We start from the raw sequence: 20,515 nt of genomic DNA, 5'->3' as shown, positions 1-20,515 counted from the left end.
TCCGAAAACGGGTGCGCCGAAGGCGCACCCGCATATCGAGGAGAAGGGTAAAGACCGTGGGGGAACAAACGGCAGATCTGCTGTCGGGAATCACGACCGCGCACGACCTGATGCATCGCGTGGTCAATCTGCAAAATCGCATCAACCAACTGACCACGCAGTTCTCGCAAAAGACAGCAAGGAAGACCAAGCGGCACCCCATGCTCTATGCCATAGCCGGTTTCCTCATCGCCTTCACGCTCATCACGAGCACGCCGCTCTGCGCGCTCACGTATCCGTTCTCCCTCCCGTTCTACGCGACCGGAGGACCGGACCTCCAAAGGGACGTCTGGAATGCCGTAAACCTGATCGTCTCCGCCGTCATCGGCGTGGTCCTCTACCTGGTCATCGCCAAGGCGGCCGACACGTCCCGCGCCCGCCGCAACGTCTATATCGACAACAACAACGCCGTGGTCGACGCAAATAACCAGGCGCTCGCGCAGAGCATCGAGCAAACCAAGCAGGAGATCTTCACCGTGTAGCAACGCTGGGCGGCAGAGGTCGCGCCGTGGTACCCCATGGACTATGACAACACCGCAGCCGTCGACTTCTTCCTCTCCGCCGTGCGCAACCATCGCGCCACCACCGTGCAGGAGATGGTGAACCTCTACGAGACCGAGATGGACCAGCGACGCATGGAGGCGGGGCAGCAGGAGATGCTCAACCAGCAGCGCATCGGCAACATGCTCCAGATCGGCAACCTCTTTATGCAGGGGCAGATTCTCAACCAGGCCCAGCAGATCAACGCGAACACCGCAAGCACGAGCAGGAACGTCGATTGGATCGCGCGCGATGTGTTCGGCAAACGCAACGGACTGTAACCGGCCGATTTAACGAAAACGTAAACCCAAAAGAAAGGAAAAGGGAAGATGAAATCAACGACATGGAAAAGAGGGGTGCTGACCCTCGCGGGCGTGTTCGCCCTGTGCGTAGCACTGCTGTCCGGCGCGCGCGGCGCCTATGCCGAGGAAATCAGCGGCAACGGCTGGACGCTCAACGACGGCGTGCTCACGTTGACGGCGGACATCCCCACGGCAACCACATATGACTGGACGCAGTACGCCTCGCAGATTACAGAGGTCAAGGTTGCCGAGGGCGTCACGGAAATCCCCGGCACCGCGTTCGCCTCGTACGGTAGCGTCCAGTACAGCAACCTGCATAAGGTGACGCTGTCCTCCACGGTGAAGACCATCAGGGTCTCCGCATTCGCGGACAACCCTAGCCTCACCGAGGTCCATCTGAACGATGGGCTGGAGCGCGTGTGGAACTGCGCGTTCCAGAATGCGGGATTCACCGAGATCAAGCTGCCCGCAAACGTCGACTGGCATTCCGATGTCTTCGTCTACTGCAAGAAGCTCACCTCGGTGACCATTCCCTCCGGTTCCACATGGGGCGGCGGCGGCAACGCGCAGTTCTACGGCTGCACCAGCCTTGAGAACGCGCATGTCGAGGAGGGCGTGACCGAGATCCCCAACCAGTTCCTCAACCAATGCGACAGCCTCAAGAATGTCTGGATCCCCAAATCCGTCACGGCCATCCATTCGACGCCCATTCTCAACTGCCGCATCATCGGCTACAAGGGGACCGAGGCGGAGCGCTATGCGAAGTGGCGTCAGGAGGTCGGCGTGAACACCGTTGAGTTCCATACCATCGACGGCGACGCGCACGAAGGTACTTGGAAGGTCACGACCCCCGCGACCTGCACCGCGCCCGGGCAGGAGCAGCTGACATGCGATATCTGCGGGGCCGTCCAGACGCGCGAGATCGCGGCGACCGACCACACATGGGACAAGGGCACCGTAACTACCGAGCCCACCGCGACGAAGGAGGGCGTGCGCACCTACACCTGCACCAAATGCGGCGCCACCAAGACCGAGACCGTCGCCGCCCTCGGGGCATCGACCGAGCAGAAAAAGCAAGCGCAGGCAAACGGCTCGAATGGCTCGAACGCAAAAACCGGTGCCAAGAACGGCGAGCTGCCCAAGACGGGTGACAACATCCTCCCCTTCCTCGCAACGCTCGCAGTATCCTTGGCGCTCATCTCGGCCGGCGTCTTCATGGAGCGCATGCGCGCCTCAAAGTAATTTCTCAAGAGCGAACAGACATCACGGAGGAAGGAAGCAGGATAAGAGATGGCTGACAGATCCGGCAAAAAGAAGCGGGCGGCACTGTGGGTGGCGATAGGTATCGCGGCGGTGGTCGCCATCTGCTGCGGAGGCGCCTATCTATATCTCTCGGCGCAGGTATCCAAGACCTACGGCGTCCCCCTCGTCGTAAACGCCGAAGGGCTTGACACGCGAAAGGGCACGAAGATCACCATCCATGCCACCGGAAAGGACTCCTCGGGCAACAGTGTGGACAGCGTGTTCCACGCGGGGTCGGACTCTTCGGACATCGCCCTCAGGCCGGGAGATTACCGCCTTGCGATCGAGGCGTCACCCATCGCGGCGGACGGAACCATCTACGACACCAAGGGCGCGTCCACGAAGGTCAGCATCGACAAGGACGGCAAAGTCAACGTCAAGAAGGAAATCACCATCAAGCCTGTCCCCGCAGAAGAGGTGACGGACGCGCAGATCGATGCGGCATATAAGGCAGCAAAGGACAGCGGCATAAGCTCGTCAAAGCTCGACAAGCTCAAAGAGAAGGCACAAAAGCGCAGGGACGATGCCGTGGCAGCCAAGAAGGCCGAGGAAGAGAAAAAGACCGACGAGGCGAATAAGAGCACCGAGGCGAGCACTTCCGAGAGCGAGCAGACGTCAACGGACCAGGCATCCAGCGGTGGCCATTCGTTCACGACCGACTACTTCTACGTGGACGTGCCGTCCGATTGGAAGCAGAACGAGTGGAGCGTGACCCAGCTAGACGACCACACGTGGCAGATTTCGCACAAACCGGCCAACGACTACGGCGGCGCAATCTGCATCGCCGTTGCGAAAGATAACCCGTGGCCGGTATACGGCACGCAGGAACTCGGCGCGACCGGCACCGGACTGAACGTATATGTCGGCAACGGGGCGGGAGACGGCCTGGAGAAGTATCTGACGATCGGGCTCACCAAGTCATGGGACCCGAACGATCCCAACTCCGTCCGCGGCGACGGCATGACGAACTCCCAATTCCAGGATCAGCTCAACGCGAGAGAGTGGCTCAAGGCACAGCAGGAAAGCCAACAACAACAATAAGTTGCATAGGGACAAGCCGAACGGCTCCGGAATCTTTACCGGGGCAGTCGTTCGACTTGCCCCCTTCCCATCAAAGCCGACGGGAAAGCATCGAGCAACAAGCTAAATCGACAAAGCAAGCGAACGCAAAAGGAGAAAACAACCATGAAGCAGTACACGAGGAGAGAGGCGCTCAAGCTATTCGGCATCGGGACGGTTGCCATAGCGGGCTTTGGGCTGGCTGGATGTAGCGGTTCAGGCAAAGGCGTCAAGAACGCGAGCGAGCCCGTGCCTGCTTCGCAGGCTTTCGGCCAGGCGGGCGTGTGGATGGTCTACGACGGCGACAAGCAGATAGGAAAGGACGTGGCAATCGAGGAAGTCCTATCCTTCGACGGGAACGGTAACGTTGCGAGCTACCAGTGCGAGAGCCTGACCTTCGGCGACCTCGACGGTCTGTCCGACGATAAAATCGTCGAGCTGGCGAAGCAGCAGGACGAAGCAGCCTTCAATACTGCGAAGCAGGCGGCAATCGATGCTACCGATGAAGCTATCAAAGCGTGGCAGCAATGCTATGACACATTGAAGGCAGAGGCGGACGCCGGTACGTACGACTCGACAAACTACTACGGAGACTATGGCATCGAGAATGCGCCCGAGGAAGACCGAGCCCAGATCGTCGAGATGTACCAGACCACGTTGGACAACACGCAGGATGCTCTCGACGCTGCAAACAAAGGACAGGCATTCAATAAAGCTGCCGCCTATCAAGAACCCGAGGCGAAGCCCTATACGCTCCGTCTCGAAACAGATGGCAGCGGTAATGCGGCGGCGAACGAGTCGCTTGTTTTCCAGCTCGCAAAGTTCTCCTTCTACCGAGCAAACATCGATGCGGATAAAAACGACCTAACAAGCGACAGAACACGCTTTCGCATTTTAAATGACTACGGTTGGAACAATAATGCCGAGATTCCCGGCAGCGCGTTCAGCTCGACCAAAAAATCCATCGAACTCTGTTCGCCCACCTACTCGACCACCCAGACCGTCTATGGCACGACCTTCGGCGGTTACTCCGGCCTCGCCACCGTCGTGAACGAGGGGCACGCGGGCTTCACGTGGGACACCCCCGATGCCGAAGGGATAGAGGTGGACTAGGCAATCGATACGCACGGATATAGCCCGATGGGAGCTCGGGCTATATCCGTGAAATAGAAAGGAGCAAACATGGAGGAACAGGCAAGTCTGTTGCCAGGCGTTGCCACGGCGCACGATTTGATGCATAGGGTGGTTGACCTTCAGGAACGTATCAACCAACTCACCACTCAGTTCGCCGCCAAGACGGAAAAGAAGACCAAAAGGCACCCCGTCCTCTACGCAATCGGGGGCTTCCTTATCGCGTTCACGCTTATCACGAGCACGTCACTTAAGGTAATAACGTATCTCCCTACCCTTCCGTTCTTCTCGATGGGAGGCCCGGAGCTTCAATTGGCGGTCTGGAATATCGTGAACCTCATCGTCTCAGCTATCATCGGTGCGATTCTATACAAGGTCATAGCGAAGACAGCGGACAAAAGCCGCTCCCAGAGAAATGCCGCGATTGACCAAAGCAACCAACAAGTTGAAGCCAACAACCAGGCCCTAGCCCAGAGCATCGAGCAAACCAAGCGGGAGATTTTCGCCGTACAGCAGCAATGGGCTTCGCAGGTCGCCCCGTGGTACCCCATGGATTACGACAGCATCGAAGCCGTGGATTTCTTCCTTGCTGCCGTGCGCAACCATCGCGCCACCACCGTGCAGGAGATGGTCAACCTCTACGAGACCGAGATGCACCAGCGCCGCATGGAGGCTGGGCAGCAGCAGATTCTCAACCAGCAAAGAATCGGGAATATGCTGCAATTGGGCAATCTGTTCATGCAGGGGCAGATTCTCAATCAGGCTCAGCAGATCAACGCGAACACCGCAAGCGCGAGCAGCAGCCTCGATCAGATTCGCACAAGCGCCTCCAGCGTGAGCAAGAGCCTCGACCAAATAGCGAGCAGGTTGCGGCGCTAACAGAAACAGGCAAGGGGGATGGATAATGAACGGATTATCCCAGTGGGCGCGCTCGCATGAGCCCCAAGTCGCAGCGATAGCCGCTGCGATCGTTGTTGCGATCGTTGTTGCGATAGCCGTGGCAAGTGGAGCGTTCGCAACGTCCGAGCAACAACTAGAACAGCAGGAGTCAAGAACCGTCGATGTGACCCTCAGCGTCACGGCCGACCACGGCTGGGACGAGAACTCCACGCCCGCCATCGCCCATATCGAGGGCAACGATGTGGACTTCTACCACGCGGTGACCCCTGATGCCGATGGCAACAAGGGCACTTCCACGGTCGAACTCGCCGAGGGCGACTACACCGTGAGCTTCGTCAGCCCCGTCAACTCCGACGGTTCCGCATTCGACATCTACGACACGGGCGCTCCCGTCGACATCACCGTCGATGCCGACGCGAAGACCGCACCTGCCGTCAACTGCCCTATGGCGCAGATTCCCGCCGACAAGGTCACTGACGATATGCTCGCCGACATCGTCAACAAGACCAAGGACGCCATCGAGAACGGCGATGAGACCTTGAAGGGTAACGCGGGCACGAGCATCCTCGACAAGCTCGACGGCAACGTCGCCAAGAACCCGAACGCGAGCGACAAGACCAAGCAGGAGGCCACTGACGCCGACAAGGACGTCGATGTCAACGACAAGCCTGCACAGACGACCCCGTCTGCCAAGAACGACGGCAATAAGGCTGACAACGGCAACGCTGGTTCCCAGTCTTCCAGCACTGGTTCTTCGAACTCTGGCAATTCTGGTTCGGCTTCCAGCAAGCCTTCCCAGTCCAGCCAGCCTTCCAAGCCCGCCCATACGCACACTTGGGTGAACCATACGGCTACCCGTAACGTCTGGGTAAGCAACTGGGTCGACGTGCCCGACTACGGCACTCAGCAGGTCGCTGTCGGCACCAAGTATATCTTCGCTTATGACGGCTACACCACCACTGATAGCAATGACGCCAAGTGGCACAGTGTGGCACTCATTAAGCAAGGTGTACCTGACAATTACCGTACTGAGACCATCTACGAGACTCAGCAGGTTCAGACTGGTTCCCACAAGGAAGACCACGGTTACAACAAGACCGAAACCTACGTGGACTACGTGTATTGCAGTTCGTGCGGCGCTCGTCAGTAACGACGGGACCGTCACGGCACGTGCGTCCGTTTCCCAAACAAGGGGAGCATCCGTATAACGGGTGTTCTCCTTTGTTTTTGCCCAGATGATCCGGAATACCGCGAAACAGGATCAGCGACGGCGCACCGACCTTTGAAGGGCTTTTCGAGATCTTTCGGTGGGCTTTGGATGGGCATGCGTGAAAGACGCCTGCGGCGTCGGGTGCCTCTGAAACGAAGATAAGGAGGTACACGATGGACAAGGAGCATCTTGAACCCAACAGCCCCCAGGAGGAGGCCATGTGGAGGGCGCAGGTGCTCAGGCGCACCGCCCGCATCTGCTCGGCGAAGGCCAAGGAGCTTGAGCGCATGGCGAAGGTGGACGGGAACGCCCCCATGCGCGACAGCAGCACCCTGAAGGACGTGCTCAAGCGCATCGACAACGTGATGGAGTGGCGGTTCGTGAACGCTCTGGGCGAGGTCGTACTCGACGGGGACATCCTCGCGGAGAGCATCGACTGCGAGGCCCTGCGCACCATGCGCTACTGCGTGGCTGAATGTCTCAAGCGAACCGAGGAGCGGGAAGCGGAGGGGAAAAGCGATGAGTGACTACGGCATCAAGACCTACGCCGACCTCGCCGAGACGTGCGGGAACATGGTGCTCGCAAACGAGATGGCAAAACGCCCGCTTGAGCTTGTGAGCGGGGACTGGGCGCCGTGGGAGGAGATTTTCCAGTGGTACATCATACAGGACCCGTCGTTTGTCATGGATCACACGGGCGAGCCGGTGTTCTACGACGAGGAGCTTGACCTGTACGTCCTTGGGGTAAATCATCTAGGCACAGCTTGGCGGCTCGTGCCCGCTCCGATAATCTACGACTGAAACGACGCCGAAGGGCGCAGCGAAAACAATCGCTGCGCCCTTTATTTTTTGCTCCGCGCGCACTCAAGACGCGCTTTCTACACGTCGTCACTTTACGCCTGAACTTGTAGAAAATCCTCCGAGAAGATCGCCCCGTTTATGGGGCTTTTCGAAGCGCTTTCTACAACTGTCGCAATCTTCGACAGATCCAACCCCTAAAACATGCCTTGTTTTCTACAGCGTTTCACGCCATATATCAGGAGAAATCGCCTTGGCTCCCTCCGCTATACGCTTCGGGGGCAAAAAAGGCAAAAGGGCATAAGGGGGACTGACGCAGCGTGCGCTGCGGTCGGCATAGCCGACAGTCCCATGCCCAACGCCCGCGTACTTCATACAAATAAACCCACGAGCATCGAGCGAAGCGAGATGCGCACGGGCGAAGGGCATGCGTATGGAGACCCCGTGAATCTCGAAATATAGCACTGACTTTTTTCTCCTCATTTATGAACGGATGCAAACAAAAATACTGATTTATCAGGGTTTTCTCGATTTGCTGATGCGCAACGGTGCGGGTACTCTCGGGTCGAATTGAAATTGCGTTGCAAGCAACGCCGATTGAAAAGGAGGCTCGAATGAGCAAGGAGACAAGTGTTCGGGATGCGTCTGAGAACCCTGTGTACAGCATGCTCGAAAATGCCATGTTGGTCGTTGACGAAGAGGAGGCAAAGAAGTTTCTTGGGGCAACCAGGCTTTTGCAGTTGATGGTAGACAGCGGTGATGGCATCGGGCCTGCGCATCTTCGTCACTGCTATGACTCATCTCATCGCTATTACTTTGTAAGCGATCTGCTGTATTGGAACACGAATCGTCGCTAGGGTTCTCGAAAGCAATCCCGCGCAGCCCGTACCACTAGCAATTATGTGCCCCGATGCACCAGCGAAGCAGCATCGGGGCACATCCATAAGGAGAGGAGATGACAAGAGTGCCCACGAGGAAAGACAGCAAGGGGCGCATCCTTCGCCAAGGAGAGGGGCAGCGCCCGAACGGCCAGTACTATTTCAAGTTCAAAGACGTGAAAGGCAAGACGAAGTACAAGTACTCGTGGACGCTTACCACGCACGACCTCCCTCCCAAGGGCAAAAAGTCGGGGCCGTGCCTCCGCGAAATCGAGAAGCAGGTGCAACGCGATCTGTTTGACCGCGTTGCACCAAACGGGATGACCGTTCTCGAATTGGTTGAAAAGTACGTCGCGACCAAGACGGCGGTGCGCCCGACTACGCGCGCGGGCTATAAGACGGTTATGAACTTTCTCGCCAAGGACGAGTTCGGAAGCAGGAAGATCGGCGATGTAACGACGCTCGACGCGAAGAATTGGCTCATCTATCTTCAAGGCGAACTCGGGAAAAGCTACAGCGCGATTCATTGCATTCGAGGAGTGCTTCGCCCAGCTTTCCAGCTAGCGGAGGAAGACGACCTCATCAGGCGCAACCCGTTCAACTTCGAGCTTGCCACCGTACTCGTCAATGACTCCATTGCGCGCGAGGCCTTGTCCCCACGGGACGAGCGCAGGTTCCTCGATTTCATCAAGGGAGATAAGCATTACTCGCGATACTATGAAGCGTTCTACATCCTCTTCAACACGGGGCTGCGCATCTCGGAGTTCTGCGGCCTCACAAAATCTGACCTCGACTTCGAAAACGGAAGCATCCGCGTCAACAAGCAGCTGCAGAGGGGCAGCGATATGAGGTACTACATCGAACGCCCCAAAACGAAAAGCGGCGAGCGATACGTACCCATGTCCGAGGAAGTCAAAGAATGCTTCAAGGCAATCCTTCAAAAGCGTGCCAACCCACCTGTCGAGCCCGTCGTTAACGGAGTGAGCGGATTCCTGCTTCTAGACAAAAACGACATGCCGAAGGTTGCGATGCACTGGGAGAAGTACTTCCAGCTCTCCCTCCGCAAGCACAATAGCATCTACAAGAAGGGGCTTCCCAAGATTACCCCGCATGTATGCCGACACACGTTCTGCTCCAAGATGGCTCGCAAGGGGATGGACCCCGCGAAGCTCAAGTACATCATGGGGCACTCGGACATTAGCGTGACATACAACACGTACACCCACCTTGGATTCGAGGACGTGAGGGGCGACATGCTCCGCATGACGGATGGTGCCGCGTAAGCTAAAGTGTACGAAGTTGTAAATCCGCGAGGTTTACAACCGAATTTACAACTTTTGCGGCGGAAAATATCCGCTCATACACGAGTCGATTCGGGATTCCGCGACTGGGCGATGACATACGAACAGCATTTATCACCTGCGGAAATCCTGATATATGAGAGGAAGTCCAAGGATGCACAGAATCATGTTCGTATGCCATGGCAACATCTGCCGCTCGACGATGGCTGAGTCGGTGTTTACCGAGCTGGTGCGCCGCGCTGGGCGCGCGGGCGAGTTTGTCATCGATTCTGCAGCGACCTCAACTGAGGAGATCGGCAACCCGCCACACCACGGTACCGTTGCCAAGCTGCGTGAAGTCGGGATTCCTGTCGTTGCCCACCGTGCGCGCCAGGTGCGTCGCGCGGAGTATGGCGACTGGGATCACATTGTCTATATGGATGCTGAGAACGCGCGTGGCCTGCGTCGCATCTTTGGCGACGACCCCGACGGCAAGATTACGCGCTTGCTCGATTGGACCGATCGTCCCGGCGACGTGGCCGATCCCTGGTACACCGGCAACTTCGATGCCACCTACCGCGATGTGCTCGCCGGCTGCACCGCTATGCTCGAGCAGTTATAGGCAAGCGAGCACGCGGACGCACGTGCCACGCCATCGGCATAAAACGAGCGTGGATGATCTCCCACTTTGAGCGTTCAAGCGCGCTCTAAACGGGAGAAAAACCTCGCTCGATTGATTCGCTCGATTACTCGTCGACAACCTCAGCGAGCCAGACGTTCAGCGTATCGAGCTCGGGGCAGCAGAACTTTGCCGTACCAGGCTCGTTGCCAGGCACGGTTCCGCCATAGCGCAGGATATCGATATAGGGAAAGCCCACATGGCAGGCCATGGCGCACATCTTGCCGCGGTCGCGGTCGAAGTCGAAGACGTCACCCGGCTTGTGCCCGTGATGGCAGCGGCATGTGCCCAGCTGGTCCACGCAGCTAATACGAATACGTGGGCGCCTGCCGCGCGGGGCACCGAGCGGCTTGTTCTCGTCCGCCGCCTCGGTGCTGCTCTCGTCGGCGTTACTCATGGTCAATCACATCCAGGCAGGCCTCGATGGGAAGGCCGGCGGACTTATCCTCCTGGTCGGCATTGCGCTCGATGAGCTCCGCTACCACACGCATGGCATCGCTCGTCGCGCACTGCAGGCTCCAACCGGCCATAACGCGGCCGACGAGCACTGCCGAGAACGTGTCGCCCGTGCCCGGGAAGTAGACCGGAATCAGCTCGAAGGGAATCGTAAAGTACTCCCCCGCCACATGGTCGTAGCCGATGACGACATTCGCACCGTCGACCACAGCGCTCGTAATGACCACCGACTTGGCGCCCAGGACACGCACGGCATCCACAAGAGCACGGGCCTCGTCGGGCGTAATTTGCTCGGCGATAGGCGTATCGGTGAGCAGACAGGCCTCGGTGTAGTTGGGCACCGCGTAGTCTGCGCACTCCAGCAGGTGCCGCATGAGGCCAATCGTGGACTCGGGCACGCCGGCATAGAGCTTGCCGTTATCGCCCATAATGGGGTCGACGAACACCTTGGTGCCCTTTTGCGCGCGGCGGTGGCAGAAGTCCGAAATGATGCGCGTCTCTTCCTCGGTCACGATAAAGCCGGTCGAGATAGCGTCGAACTCAAAGCCGAGCTCCTCCCAGACAGCGAGGCTTTGGCGCACATACTCGGTGGTGTCGTGGATGTAGAACTTGGGGTAGTTGAGCGTGTCGGAAACGAGCGCCGTCGGCAGGTTATGGATACGGTAGCCCATGTGCGACAGCACCGGCAGCATGGCGGAAAGCGCAACCTTGCCGTAACCGCACATATCGTTGATCAGCAGCAGCTGAGTGTTCTTCATGAAAGTCCCCCTTGGATTGGGCGTGGCGCAGCAGCGCCATAGTGCGACTAAGTTTAGCGCAGGGAGCGTTTGCAGCGTCGAGCCGTTACGCGGTTTGGTAAAACCGCGTAACCACTAGTTTGGTACCTTGACATTCATTTCTCACGCTCCTAAATTGGTTAGGCACAAAACAATTCCACTACCTAACTAAAGAAAGGAGCGAAGCTTAGATATGTGTGTTGAACCACTCGTCTATCCGCACGAACCCGGCGGCGACCCGTCACAGCCGGCTGATGTACCCGAAGCGGTTGGCTCGGAAGACAAGCTTGCCAAGCGCATCCTCAATGGCCTGGGCTTTTGCGGCCATTACATGCATTTTCATGGCGGAGGCGTGTCCGGCAAGGCGCCCATCATCTGCCTGCTGGCCAAGCAACCCGGCGGCGAGATGTCGCAGCAGGAGCTCGGCATGCACTTTGACCTCAAGCCGGGATCGCTTTCCGAGATCCTGTCCAAGCTCGAGCTCAACGGCCTCATCGAGCGCAGCCGTAACCCCAAGGATCGACGGCAGCTCACCATTCGCCTGACCGAAACCGGCCGGGAAAACGCCCGCATCGACCAGGCGGCCCGCATTCGCTTTAGAGAGCAAGCCTTTAGTGCCCTCACCCACGACGAGCGCGAGCAGCTCGCCGAAATGCTCGAGAAAATCCGTGTAACCTGGGAGGAACTGGATGATTAAAACCCTCATGGGCAGCATCCGCGACTATATGAAAGTCACCGTTGCCACGCCGTTGCTCGTGCTTGGCGAGGTGCTCTGCGAGATGCTGATTCCATTTATCACCGCCAACCTGATCGACGCCATCAAAGACGGCGCCACCGTAGCCGAGATGCTTCCCACCGCGGGCCTTTTGGTGCTCATCGCGCTGACATCGCTGGCTTTTGGCGCCGCGGCAGGCGTCACCTGCAGCCATGCGAGTTGCGGCTTCGCCAAGAACCTGCGTCACGACCTGTTCTACAAGATCCAGACGTTCAGCTTTGCCAACATCGATGAGTTCTCGAGCTCCTCGCTCGTCACGCGCCTGACCACCGATATCAACAACGTGCAGCAGGCCTTTATGATGATCATCCGTATCGCCGTGCGCGCGCCGCTGGTATTGATCTTCGCCTTTACCATGGCGTTTATCATGGGCGGCAGCGTCGCCATGGTCTACCTGGTCATCATTCCGCTGCTGGGCTTTGGACTGTTCTTTATCATCTTTAAGGTGCGCCCCATCTTCTCGCGCGTGTTCCACAAGTACGATGCCCTTAACGAGTCCGTCGAGGAAAACGTCACCGGCATGCGCGTGGTCAAGAGCTATGTGCGCGAAGACTTTGAGAAGGAGAAGTTCGCGACCGCCGCGCGCGACGTCCAGATGGACTTCACCCGCGCCGAGAAGCTGCTCGCCTTTAACAACCCCATGATGAACATCTGCGTCAACGGCGCGTTTGTCGTCATCATCTACCTGGGCTCCAAGCTCATCATCACGAGCCAGGGCACGCTGTTCGACGTGGGCCAGCTCTCCTCGACCTTTACCTATGGTTTCCAGATTCTCATGAGCCTGATGCAGCTGTCGATGATCTTTGTCATGGTGACCATGGCCGACGAATCGGCACACCGCATTGCCGAGGTGCTGGCCGCCGAGCCCACGATCGCCGATCCCGCCGAGCCCGTGCTCGAGGTTGCCGACGGTTCCATCGACTTTGACCACGTGAGCTTTAAGTATTCCAAGCATGCGAAGCGCCAGGCGCTCGACGATATCGACCTGCACATTACGAGCGGCGAGACCATCGGCATCATCGGCGGCACCGGCTCGGCCAAGTCCACGCTCGTTAACCTCATCGCCCGCCTGTACGACACCACCGAAGGCGCTGTGCGCGTGGGCGGCGTGGACGTGCGCGACTACGACCTGGACGCGCTGCGCCACCAGGTCGCCATGGTGCTGCAGAAAAACGTGCTGTTTAGCGGCACCGTCGCCGAGAACCTGCGTTGGGGCGACCCGAACGCCACCGACGAGGAAGTCCGCGAGGCAGCGCATCTGGCCTGCGCCGACGAGTTTGTCGACGGTTTCCCCAAGGGCTATGACACCTGGATCGAGCAGGGCGGCTCCAATGTTTCCGGCGGTCAGAAGCAGCGCCTGTGCATCGCGCGTGCCCTGCTGCGTCGCCCCAAGATCTTAATCCTGGACGACTCCACCAGCGCCGTCGACACCAAGACCGACGCCAAGATCCGCGCAGGGCTGGCAAGCTATCTGCCCAACACGACCAAGCTCATCATCGCCCAGCGCATCAGCTCCGTGCAGGACGCAGACCGCATCATCGTCATGGAGGGCGGCCGTATCGCGCAGATCGGCAACCACGATGAGCTGCTTAAGACGAGCGAAATCTACCGCGAGACCTTTACCTCGCAAAACAAGATGTCTGCCGAGGGCGAAGGGGCCGTCGAGGCCGACGCCGAGGCATCCGCAACGCAAGCTCAGACCCAGGAAGGAGGCGAGGCACATGAGTAAGGCAACGACCGCCGAGCGCGCGCTCAACCGTAAGGGCGGCACCATGTCGCGCCTCATCAAGACGCTCTTTGGCTTCTATCCCGTGCTTTTGCCCCTTGTCGTCGCCGGCGTGGTGCTCTGCGCCATCATCAACTCCATCGGCGCGACCTTCCTGCAGAGCGCCCTGCAGATTATTAGCGAATCGTGGCAGTCGGGCGATTGGGAAGCCGCACAGCCCAAGATTCTGCAGCTCGTGACCACCCTCGCCTGCATCTACGGCGTCGGTGTCCTGTCCTCGCTCTTCTGGAACCGCGCCATGGCTATCGTCACGCAGGGCTCGCTGGAGAAGCTGCGCGAGATGATGTTCAACCGCATGCAGGACCTGCCGATCCGCTACTTCGACACGCACCAGCGCGGCGATATCATGAGCCACTACACCAACGACATCGATACGCTGCGCCAGATGATCAGTCAGTCGCTGCCCAACCTGCTCATGACGATCATCATCATCGTCACGGTGTTCTTTATCATGCTGTACTACAGCGTGTGGATGTGCCTGGTCATCATCGCCGGCGTCGCCTTTATGACCTTTATGACCAAGCTGCTCGGCTCCAACTCCGCGCGTTTCTTCATTGCGCAGCAGACCGAACTCGGCGTGGTCGAGGGCCATATCGAGGAAGTTATGAACGGCCAGAAAGTCGTCAAGGCGTTCTGCCACGAGTCTGCCGCCGAGGCTGATTTTGACGAGCGCAACGAAAAGCTCTTCGAGGTCTCACAGAAGGCCAACATGTACGCCAACATCCTCATGCCCATCCTTATGAACCTGGGCAACTTGCTCTACGTGCTGGTGGCCCTTGCCGGCGGCATTTTCCTGGCGCTGGGCGTGCCCAACCTGAGCATCTCGGGCATGGCGTTGTCGATCGCCGTCGTGGTGCCGTTCCTTAACATGACCAAGCAGTTCTGCGGACAGATCGGCCAGATCTCGCAGCAGATCAACGCCGTGGTCATGGGTCTGGCCGGCGCCGACCGCATCTTTGAGCTCATCGATGAGGAGCCCGAGGCCGACGAAGGCTACGTGACGCTCGTCAACACGCAGGTAAACCCCGAGACCTGGGAGCTCGAGGAGGCCGACCACCATACTGGCATGTGGGCATGGAAGCATCCGCACCGTGCAACCGGCGAGATCGAGTACGTACCGCTGCGCGGCGACCTGGTCATGGACAACGTCGACTTTGGCTACACGCCCGACCACGAGGTGCTGCACGGCGTGTCCGTGTTTGCCAAGCCGGGCCAGAAGGTCGCGTTTGTCGGTGCCACCGGTGCCGGCAAGACGACCATCACCAACCTCATCAACCGCTTCTATGACATCGCCGACGGCAAGATCCGCTACGACGGCATCAACGTCAACAAGATTCGCAAGTCCGACCTGCGCCGTTCGCTGGGCGTGGTACTGCAGGACGTGAACCTGTTCACCGGCACCGTGATGGACAACATCCGCTACGGCAACCTGGATGCGACCGACGAGGAGTGCATCGCGGCAGCCAAGCTCGCGGGCGCGGACGACTTTATCACCCGCCTGCCCGACGGCTACGACACCATGCTCACCGGCAACGGCGCCCAGCTGTCGCAGGGCCAGCGCCAGCTGATTTCGATCGCGCGCGCCGCCGTCGCCGATCCGCCGGCAATGATTCTGGACGAGGCCACGAGCTCCATCGACACCCGCACCGAAGCCATCGTGCAGGCGGGCATGGATAAGCTCATGGAGGGCCGCACGACGTTTGTCATCGCGCACCGCCTTTCCACCGTGCGCAACTCCGACGCGATCATCTGCCTGGACCACGGCCGCATCATCGAGCGCGGCAACCACGACGAGCTGATTGCCAAGCGCGGGTACTACTACCAGCTGTACACGGGTGCGTTTGAGCTGGAGTAGGCAGGTTTGTTCCACGGAGGTCTCCCAGGCGGGCCGGGGTGCAACCTCCGTGCTCAAACATTCTCGCTTCGCTGCGAAACTGCGCGCGGAAGTTACACCCCGGCCCGCCTGGGAGACCTCCTGCACGCAATCAACCCGTCATTAAAACAGAATAAAAGTTGGTGAGGCCCTGGCCGTTTGACCAGGGCCTCGTTTTGTTAGTCTTTTTGGGACGGGGCTTTTTAGCTACCCTGTGCCAAATACGGCGTCATGCTTCGACGGCACCAGATTGGGTAGCTAAAAAAGCCCCGTCCCAAAAAGACTACTCATCCCAAATGAACTAGTTGAGGAGTTGGGCCATGGCGTTGACGAATTTTTGTACTTGGAGGGTTGGCTCGAGCGGGTAGTGTAGAAAGACCGGCACCTCGCGGCCGCACAGGAACGGCACGCCCACAAAGGCCGGGTGCACCCCCGACCATGCGCCGCAGGTGAGCACCGCGTCACCCTTTTCCTCGGCTTCGTTAAAGAGCGCAAAGTCGAAGTTATCCACATCGATCACGTCCACGCCGCCGTCTGCCAAAAGATCGATACGCAGGCTGTCCATAGCGTCGTTGCCGTGGCGGAGCACGCGCAGGCGCATGTCCTCCAAGTCGGCGACCGTAATGCGTGTCTTGCGCGCCAGCGGGCTCGTGCGCGGCACGTCGATATAAAACGGCACGTTAACGATGCGAAGCTTTTGGCAGGCGTCGCCCCAGCGCGGGGTAGAAAAACTCGACTGCACCACATCGACCTCGCGGCCCAAGCTGCGCATGACGGATTCGCGCTCGTCATAGAGATCGCTTACCGGCACGATCTCAAATCGCAGAGACGGTTCCAGATCGTGGATGCCCGACCACATCGACAGCGTCTGGCGCCCCGGGCACATCATCGACACACCCAGGCGCACGGCACCGCCATCGCCCGCCGCGCGTCGGGCACGGCGCAACGCATCCTCGGACTGCCGCATGATCGAGCGTGCGTCGTCCACCAGCAGAGCGCCCGCCGGCGTCACCTTGACGCCCGAGTGCGAGCGTTCGAACAGCGTGATACCAAACTCGGCCTCGAAACCCGACACCTGCTTGACGAGCGCCGGGGTCGACACGCGCAATTTTGCCGCCGCACGCGAGAAGCTTCCTAGCTCCGCGGCGGCCGATATGGCCTCAAGTCGTCGATCGTACACGTCAATCTCCCGTTTTCGCACGCGCGGGCCCACAGCACCGCAGAGGGTCGTTTTCGCAGGTCACGCGCTCAATTGAGAATAAACTGCATCGCACAGTGTAAACCTACGGTTAACGCCATTCTAACAAATATGCAATTCACCTGCGCAAATGCAAAGCATACGATAACCAGCGAAAACCACGTGGGTCGGTTAATGGGAGCGACCCACCGAGAGGCACAAGAAGGGAAGTTCCTATGAGCAATTGGCTTAAGCTCGAGGGCGATGTCTGCGCCGTGACTGGCGCGCTCGGCGGTATGGGCGTCGAGATTTGCCGCGAGTTCGCCCGCAACGGCGCCAACGTCGTCCTGCTCGACCTGGACGAGGAAAAGGTCAAGGCCGCAGCCGCCGACCTCGCCGCCGAGTTTGGCATCCACGCCGAGGGTTACAAGATGAACGCCACCGACGAGGCCGAGGTTCAGGCCGCCGTCGACGCCAGCATCGCCGACTTCGGCCGCGTCGACGTTCTCGTCAACACCGCCGGCATCCTGCGCTTCGCAGCCATGGAGGACCTGCCGCTCTCCGACTGGAACGAGGTCATCAACGTCAACCTCACCGGCTACTTCATCACCTCGCAGCGCTTTGGTCGCGAGATGATCAAGGCCGGGCAGGGTCGCCTGGTGCACATCTCGACCGTCGCCAGCCACTCCCCCGAGACGTTCTCGGGCGTGTACAGCTCCACCAAGGCCGGCGTCAACATGATGTCCAAGATGCTCGCTGCCGAGTGGGGTCCCTACGGCGTGCGCTCCAACTGCGTCGAGCCCTGCTTTGTTAAGACCCCCATGTCGGCGAGCTTTTACGCCGACCCCGAGGTCGAGAAGAGCCGCAGCCGCCTGATCGCCACGCGCCGCATCGGCGAGGTCAGCGATATCGCCAACGCTGTCATGTTCCTGGCGTCCAAGCGCTCGGACTTTACCACCGGCGACGCCATCAAGGTCGATGGCGGCTTCTCCAACATGATGGGCGACCTCACCGCCAAGCCCGGCGGCCGTCGCGCCTATGCCGACAACTACCTTAAGAACAAGGGTGTCGAGCTCTGGTCCGATGAGTCCGGCGTCGCAAAGCCGACTGACCAGTAAACCAACCTGACAGGGAGACCTCGCGAACACGCCCGCTCCTCCCCCGTATCGATTAGAAAGAGTCCAATGGCTTCCACCAACTCCAACAAGGGTCGCGCCGTCGTGCTTTCCGCCGCGTGCGTCACCATGTTCTTCATCAGCTCCATCGCGCTGTATTCCGTCGTGAGCAAGAACCTGCTCGCCGTCTACCCCGAGTGGTCGAGCGCCCTTACCTGGGCTTTCCCGGTCTTCCAGACCATCATGGCCGTGACGGGCATCTTCGCCGGCCGCATCTCCGATAAGATCGGCCCGCGCAACGTCGTAATCGCCGCCGCCGTGTGCTACGGCGTGGGCTGGTTCATGTCCGGCACCGTCACCGAGCCGTGGCAGTTCTACCTGTGGTTCTCGCTCGTCGCCGCCGTCGGCAACGGCTTGGGCTACAACCCGGCGCTCACCACCGGCCAAAAGTGGTTCATCGACAAGAAGGGTCTCGCCTCCGGCATCACCCTGGCCGCTTCGACCGCCGGCCCCGCCGTGTTGTCCCCGGTGCTCGCCTCGCTGCTCATCCCGAGCCTCGGCATCTTTGGCGCCCTCAAGGCACTCGGCGTTATCTTCTTTGTGATGATCGCCGCCTCCGCCCTGTTCCTGAAGGCCCCCGAGGCCGGTTGGCTGCCCGAGGGCTTCGAGGCCCCCAAGGGTGGCGCACATGCCGGCACCTTCGGCGACCTCACCCCGGGCGAGATGGTCAAGACCCCGCGCTTCTGGGTCCTCATCGTCACCTTCGCCTTTGCCGCCACCGCGGGCACCCTGCTCGTCGGCAAGGTTGCCTCCATCGCCGCCGTCCAGCTCTTCGCCGACCCCACGAGCGCCGCGGCCGTCGCCCTCGGCGGTGTGGTGGTCTCCGTCAACACCTGCGCCAACCTGGTCGGTCGCCTGTCCTTTGGCCAGATCATCGACAAGCTCGGCGCCTATAAGTCGCTGCTCATCAGCCTTGTCGTCACCATCGTCGCGCTCGTCATCATGTCGATGAGCTTTACGCAGAGCATGTTCTTCGTGGCGCTCGCCCTGCTCGGCTTTAGCTTTGGCGCCCTGCTCGTCATCTACCCGCCGCTCACCGGTGGCGCCTTTGGCACCAGCAACATCGGCGTCAACTACGGCATCATGTTTTTGGGCTACGCCGCTTCCACCTGGATCAGCCAGCCCATCACCGCCGTGCTGTATCACGCCGAGGCCGGCAGCGCCGCCTACCAGCAGTCCTTCTACGGTGCCATCGTGATCGCCGCCATCGCCGTCGTGCTCACCGTCTACATGATGGTCTCCGACAGCAAGAAGAAGTCCGCCTAGTTTTGCTTGACGCGGCAAGGGCCGTCCTCTTGCCGCATTCCACCGGTCACCAGTATTAAGGAGTCGAAATGTCTGAGCTCAATCCCGTCCGCATTGCCGTTATCGGCGCCGGCGCCATGGGCCGCAACCACATCCGCTTTGTCACCGAGGAGCCCGAGGCCGAGCTCGTCGCCATCGCCGACGCCTTTGAGGGCGCCCGCGCCACGGCCGAGGCCGCCGGCGTGCCGTTTTACACCAATCCCGCCCAGATGATGGACGAGGTCAAGCCCGAGGCCGTCATCATCGCCACCCCCAACGACCTGCATCTGGGCGTTGCCCGCGAGGCCGTGAAGCGCAACATCGTGCCGCTGGTCGAAAAGCCGATCTCCAACGACCTCGAGGATGCCCAGGCCTTCGCCGCCGAGGCCGAGACCGCCGGCGTGCCCGTGCTCGTGGGCCAGCACCGTCGCCACAACCCCTTCGTCAACAAGGCCAAGGAGATCATCGAGTCCGGCGAACTGGGCAAGCTCACCGTGTCGAGCTTCCACTACATGATCTATAAGAATGACGAGTACTTCGATGTCGAGTGGCGCCGCAAGAAAGGTGCCGGCCCGATCCTGGTCAACCTTGTGCACGACGTCGACCTGCTCCGCTACCTGCTGGGCGAGCCCGTCGCCGTCCAGGGCATGCAGTCCAGCGCCGCCCGCGGTTTTGAGACCGAGGACTCCGCCGTGGTCAACGTCCGTTTTGCCGACGGCGCGCTCGCGAGCATGACCATCTCCGACGCCACCGCCAGCCCTTGGAACTGGGAGGCAACCGCTCGCGAGGACCCGCAGTACCGCCCCTTCGACGCCGACGCCTACTTTATCGGCGGAACCTTGGGCGCTCTTTCGCTGCCCCGCCTGCACCAGTTCTCCTACGACGGCGCCTCCAACTGGCACAAGCCGCTGCAGATGGAGATCCCGGCCGTGGACCCGGCGCTGCCGCACAAGATGCAGCTCAAGCACTTTGTGAAGGTTGTCCGCCGCGAGGTCGAGCCCGTCGTGACCCCCGCCGACAACGTCAAGACGCTCACGCTTCTCAACGCCATCAAGGAGGCCGCCGAGACCGGCCAGCTCGTCGAGCTGTAATGCC

21 protein-coding genes are annotated in these 20,515 nt (G+C 59.9%); 18 read left to right on the top strand and 3 right to left on the bottom strand.

The window, feature by feature from the left end; genetic code table 11:
* Positions 1-56: 56 nt before the first annotated feature.
* From DWY05_RS07430 to DWY05_RS07375, 12 genes are all read left to right on the top strand, one after another.
* A complete protein-coding gene (locus DWY05_RS07430) occupies positions 57-521 on the top strand; it encodes a hypothetical protein (protein ID WP_117821180.1) in 465 nt (154 codons plus the stop codon).
* 36 nt (positions 522-557) lie between these two features.
* Complete coding sequence (locus DWY05_RS07425; protein WP_117821181.1) at positions 558-860, top strand: hypothetical protein; 303 nt, start codon at positions 558-560, stop codon at positions 858-860.
* Positions 861-908: 48 nt separating this feature from the next.
* Positions 909-2,123, top strand: coding sequence for a leucine-rich repeat domain-containing protein (locus tag DWY05_RS07420; protein WP_117821182.1), 1,215 nt, complete (start codon positions 909-911; stop codon positions 2,121-2,123).
* Positions 2,124-2,171: 48 nt separating this feature from the next.
* Complete coding sequence (locus tag DWY05_RS07415; RefSeq protein ID WP_117821183.1) at positions 2,172-3,224, top strand: hypothetical protein; 1,053 nt, start codon at positions 2,172-2,174, stop codon at positions 3,222-3,224.
* Positions 3,225-3,368: 144 nt separating this feature from the next.
* Entirely contained in the window at positions 3,369-4,355 is a 987-nt protein-coding gene (locus DWY05_RS07410) for a hypothetical protein (RefSeq protein WP_117821184.1), read from the top strand.
* Positions 4,356-4,424: 69 nt separating this feature from the next.
* Entirely contained in the window at positions 4,425-5,252 is an 828-nt protein-coding gene (locus tag DWY05_RS07405; RefSeq protein WP_117821185.1) for an ECF transporter S component, read from the top strand.
* Positions 5,253-5,277: 25 nt separating this feature from the next.
* A complete protein-coding gene (locus tag DWY05_RS07400) occupies positions 5,278-6,423 on the top strand; it encodes a hypothetical protein (RefSeq protein ID WP_147335210.1) in 1,146 nt (381 codons plus the stop codon).
* Between the two features lie 233 nt (positions 6,424-6,656).
* Positions 6,657-7,010 carry a cAMP-binding protein gene (locus tag DWY05_RS07395; protein ID WP_117821187.1) on the top strand — a complete coding sequence of 118 codons (354 nt, stop codon included), beginning with the start codon at positions 6,657-6,659 and terminating at the stop codon, positions 7,008-7,010.
* On the top strand, positions 7,003-7,284 hold the full coding sequence (locus DWY05_RS07390) for a hypothetical protein (protein WP_117821188.1): 282 nt from the start codon (positions 7,003-7,005) through the stop codon (positions 7,282-7,284). The genes DWY05_RS07395 and DWY05_RS07390 overlap by 8 nt, the downstream gene beginning before the upstream one ends.
* 611 nt (positions 7,285-7,895) lie before the next feature.
* Complete coding sequence (locus DWY05_RS07385) at positions 7,896-8,138, top strand: hypothetical protein (RefSeq protein ID WP_117821189.1); 243 nt, start codon at positions 7,896-7,898, stop codon at positions 8,136-8,138.
* A 98-nt stretch (positions 8,139-8,236) separates the two neighbouring features.
* Positions 8,237-9,442 carry a site-specific integrase gene (locus tag DWY05_RS07380; protein ID WP_117821190.1) on the top strand — a complete coding sequence of 402 codons (1,206 nt, stop codon included), beginning with the start codon at positions 8,237-8,239 and terminating at the stop codon, positions 9,440-9,442.
* A gap of 172 nt (positions 9,443-9,614) precedes the next feature.
* Positions 9,615-10,061 (top strand): low molecular weight protein-tyrosine-phosphatase, encoded by a 447-nt coding sequence (locus DWY05_RS07375; RefSeq protein WP_117821191.1) that lies wholly within the window; start codon positions 9,615-9,617, stop codon positions 10,059-10,061.
* Positions 10,062-10,185: 124 nt separating this feature from the next.
* Here DWY05_RS07375 and DWY05_RS07370 read toward each other — a convergent pair whose 3' ends face one another.
* The gene (locus tag DWY05_RS07370; protein ID WP_199409600.1) at positions 10,186-10,515 is read right to left on the bottom strand and encodes a TIGR04076 family protein; all 330 of its coding nucleotides are present in this window, start codon (positions 10,513-10,515) and stop codon (positions 10,186-10,188) included.
* Positions 10,508-11,332, bottom strand: coding sequence for a PfkB family carbohydrate kinase (locus DWY05_RS07365; protein WP_117821192.1), 825 nt, complete (start codon positions 11,330-11,332; stop codon positions 10,508-10,510). Before DWY05_RS07365 ends, DWY05_RS07370 begins: the two co-directional genes overlap by 8 nt.
* A 211-nt stretch (positions 11,333-11,543) precedes the next feature.
* On the opposite strand from DWY05_RS07365, the gene DWY05_RS07360 reads away from it, so the two are divergent.
* From DWY05_RS07360 to DWY05_RS07350, 3 genes are read left to right on the top strand one after another with little or no spacing between them, the layout of a single operon-like run.
* Positions 11,544-12,047: a MarR family winged helix-turn-helix transcriptional regulator gene (locus DWY05_RS07360; RefSeq protein ID WP_117821193.1), complete on the top strand. Its 504-nt coding sequence runs from the start codon at positions 11,544-11,546 to the stop codon at positions 12,045-12,047.
* Positions 12,040-13,854 carry an ABC transporter ATP-binding protein gene (locus DWY05_RS07355; RefSeq protein ID WP_117821194.1) on the top strand — a complete coding sequence of 605 codons (1,815 nt, stop codon included), beginning with the start codon at positions 12,040-12,042 and terminating at the stop codon, positions 13,852-13,854. Before DWY05_RS07360 ends, DWY05_RS07355 begins: the two co-directional genes overlap by 8 nt.
* Entirely contained in the window at positions 13,847-15,766 is a 1,920-nt protein-coding gene (locus tag DWY05_RS07350; RefSeq protein ID WP_117821195.1) for an ABC transporter ATP-binding protein, read from the top strand. Before DWY05_RS07355 ends, DWY05_RS07350 begins: the two co-directional genes overlap by 8 nt.
* Before the next feature lie 319 nt (positions 15,767-16,085).
* Here the strand turns inward: DWY05_RS07350 and DWY05_RS07345 are convergent, their stop codons facing one another.
* Positions 16,086-16,964: a LysR family transcriptional regulator gene (locus DWY05_RS07345; RefSeq protein ID WP_233504050.1), complete on the bottom strand. Its 879-nt coding sequence runs from the start codon at positions 16,962-16,964 to the stop codon at positions 16,086-16,088.
* 233 nt (positions 16,965-17,197) lie between these two features.
* On the opposite strand from DWY05_RS07345, the gene DWY05_RS07340 reads away from it, so the two are divergent.
* From DWY05_RS07340 to DWY05_RS07330, 3 genes are all read left to right on the top strand, one after another.
* Positions 17,198-18,079, top strand: a complete 882-nt coding sequence (locus DWY05_RS07340) for an SDR family NAD(P)-dependent oxidoreductase (RefSeq protein ID WP_117821197.1) — start codon at positions 17,198-17,200, stop codon at positions 18,077-18,079.
* Between the two features lie 66 nt (positions 18,080-18,145).
* Positions 18,146-19,402 carry an MFS transporter gene (locus tag DWY05_RS07335; protein ID WP_117821198.1) on the top strand — a complete coding sequence of 419 codons (1,257 nt, stop codon included), beginning with the start codon at positions 18,146-18,148 and terminating at the stop codon, positions 19,400-19,402.
* A 68-nt stretch (positions 19,403-19,470) separates the two neighbouring features.
* Positions 19,471-20,511: a Gfo/Idh/MocA family protein gene (locus DWY05_RS07330; protein ID WP_117821199.1), complete on the top strand. Its 1,041-nt coding sequence runs from the start codon at positions 19,471-19,473 to the stop codon at positions 20,509-20,511.
* Positions 20,512-20,515 lie beyond the last annotated feature (4 nt).

This window comes from Collinsella sp. AF23-4AC, from assembly GCF_003462685.1.
GTDB lineage: Bacteria > Actinomycetota > Coriobacteriia > Coriobacteriales > Coriobacteriaceae > Collinsella.
Note: the sequence above shows the minus strand (reverse complement) of the source record. Positions and strands in the feature narration are given on the sequence as shown.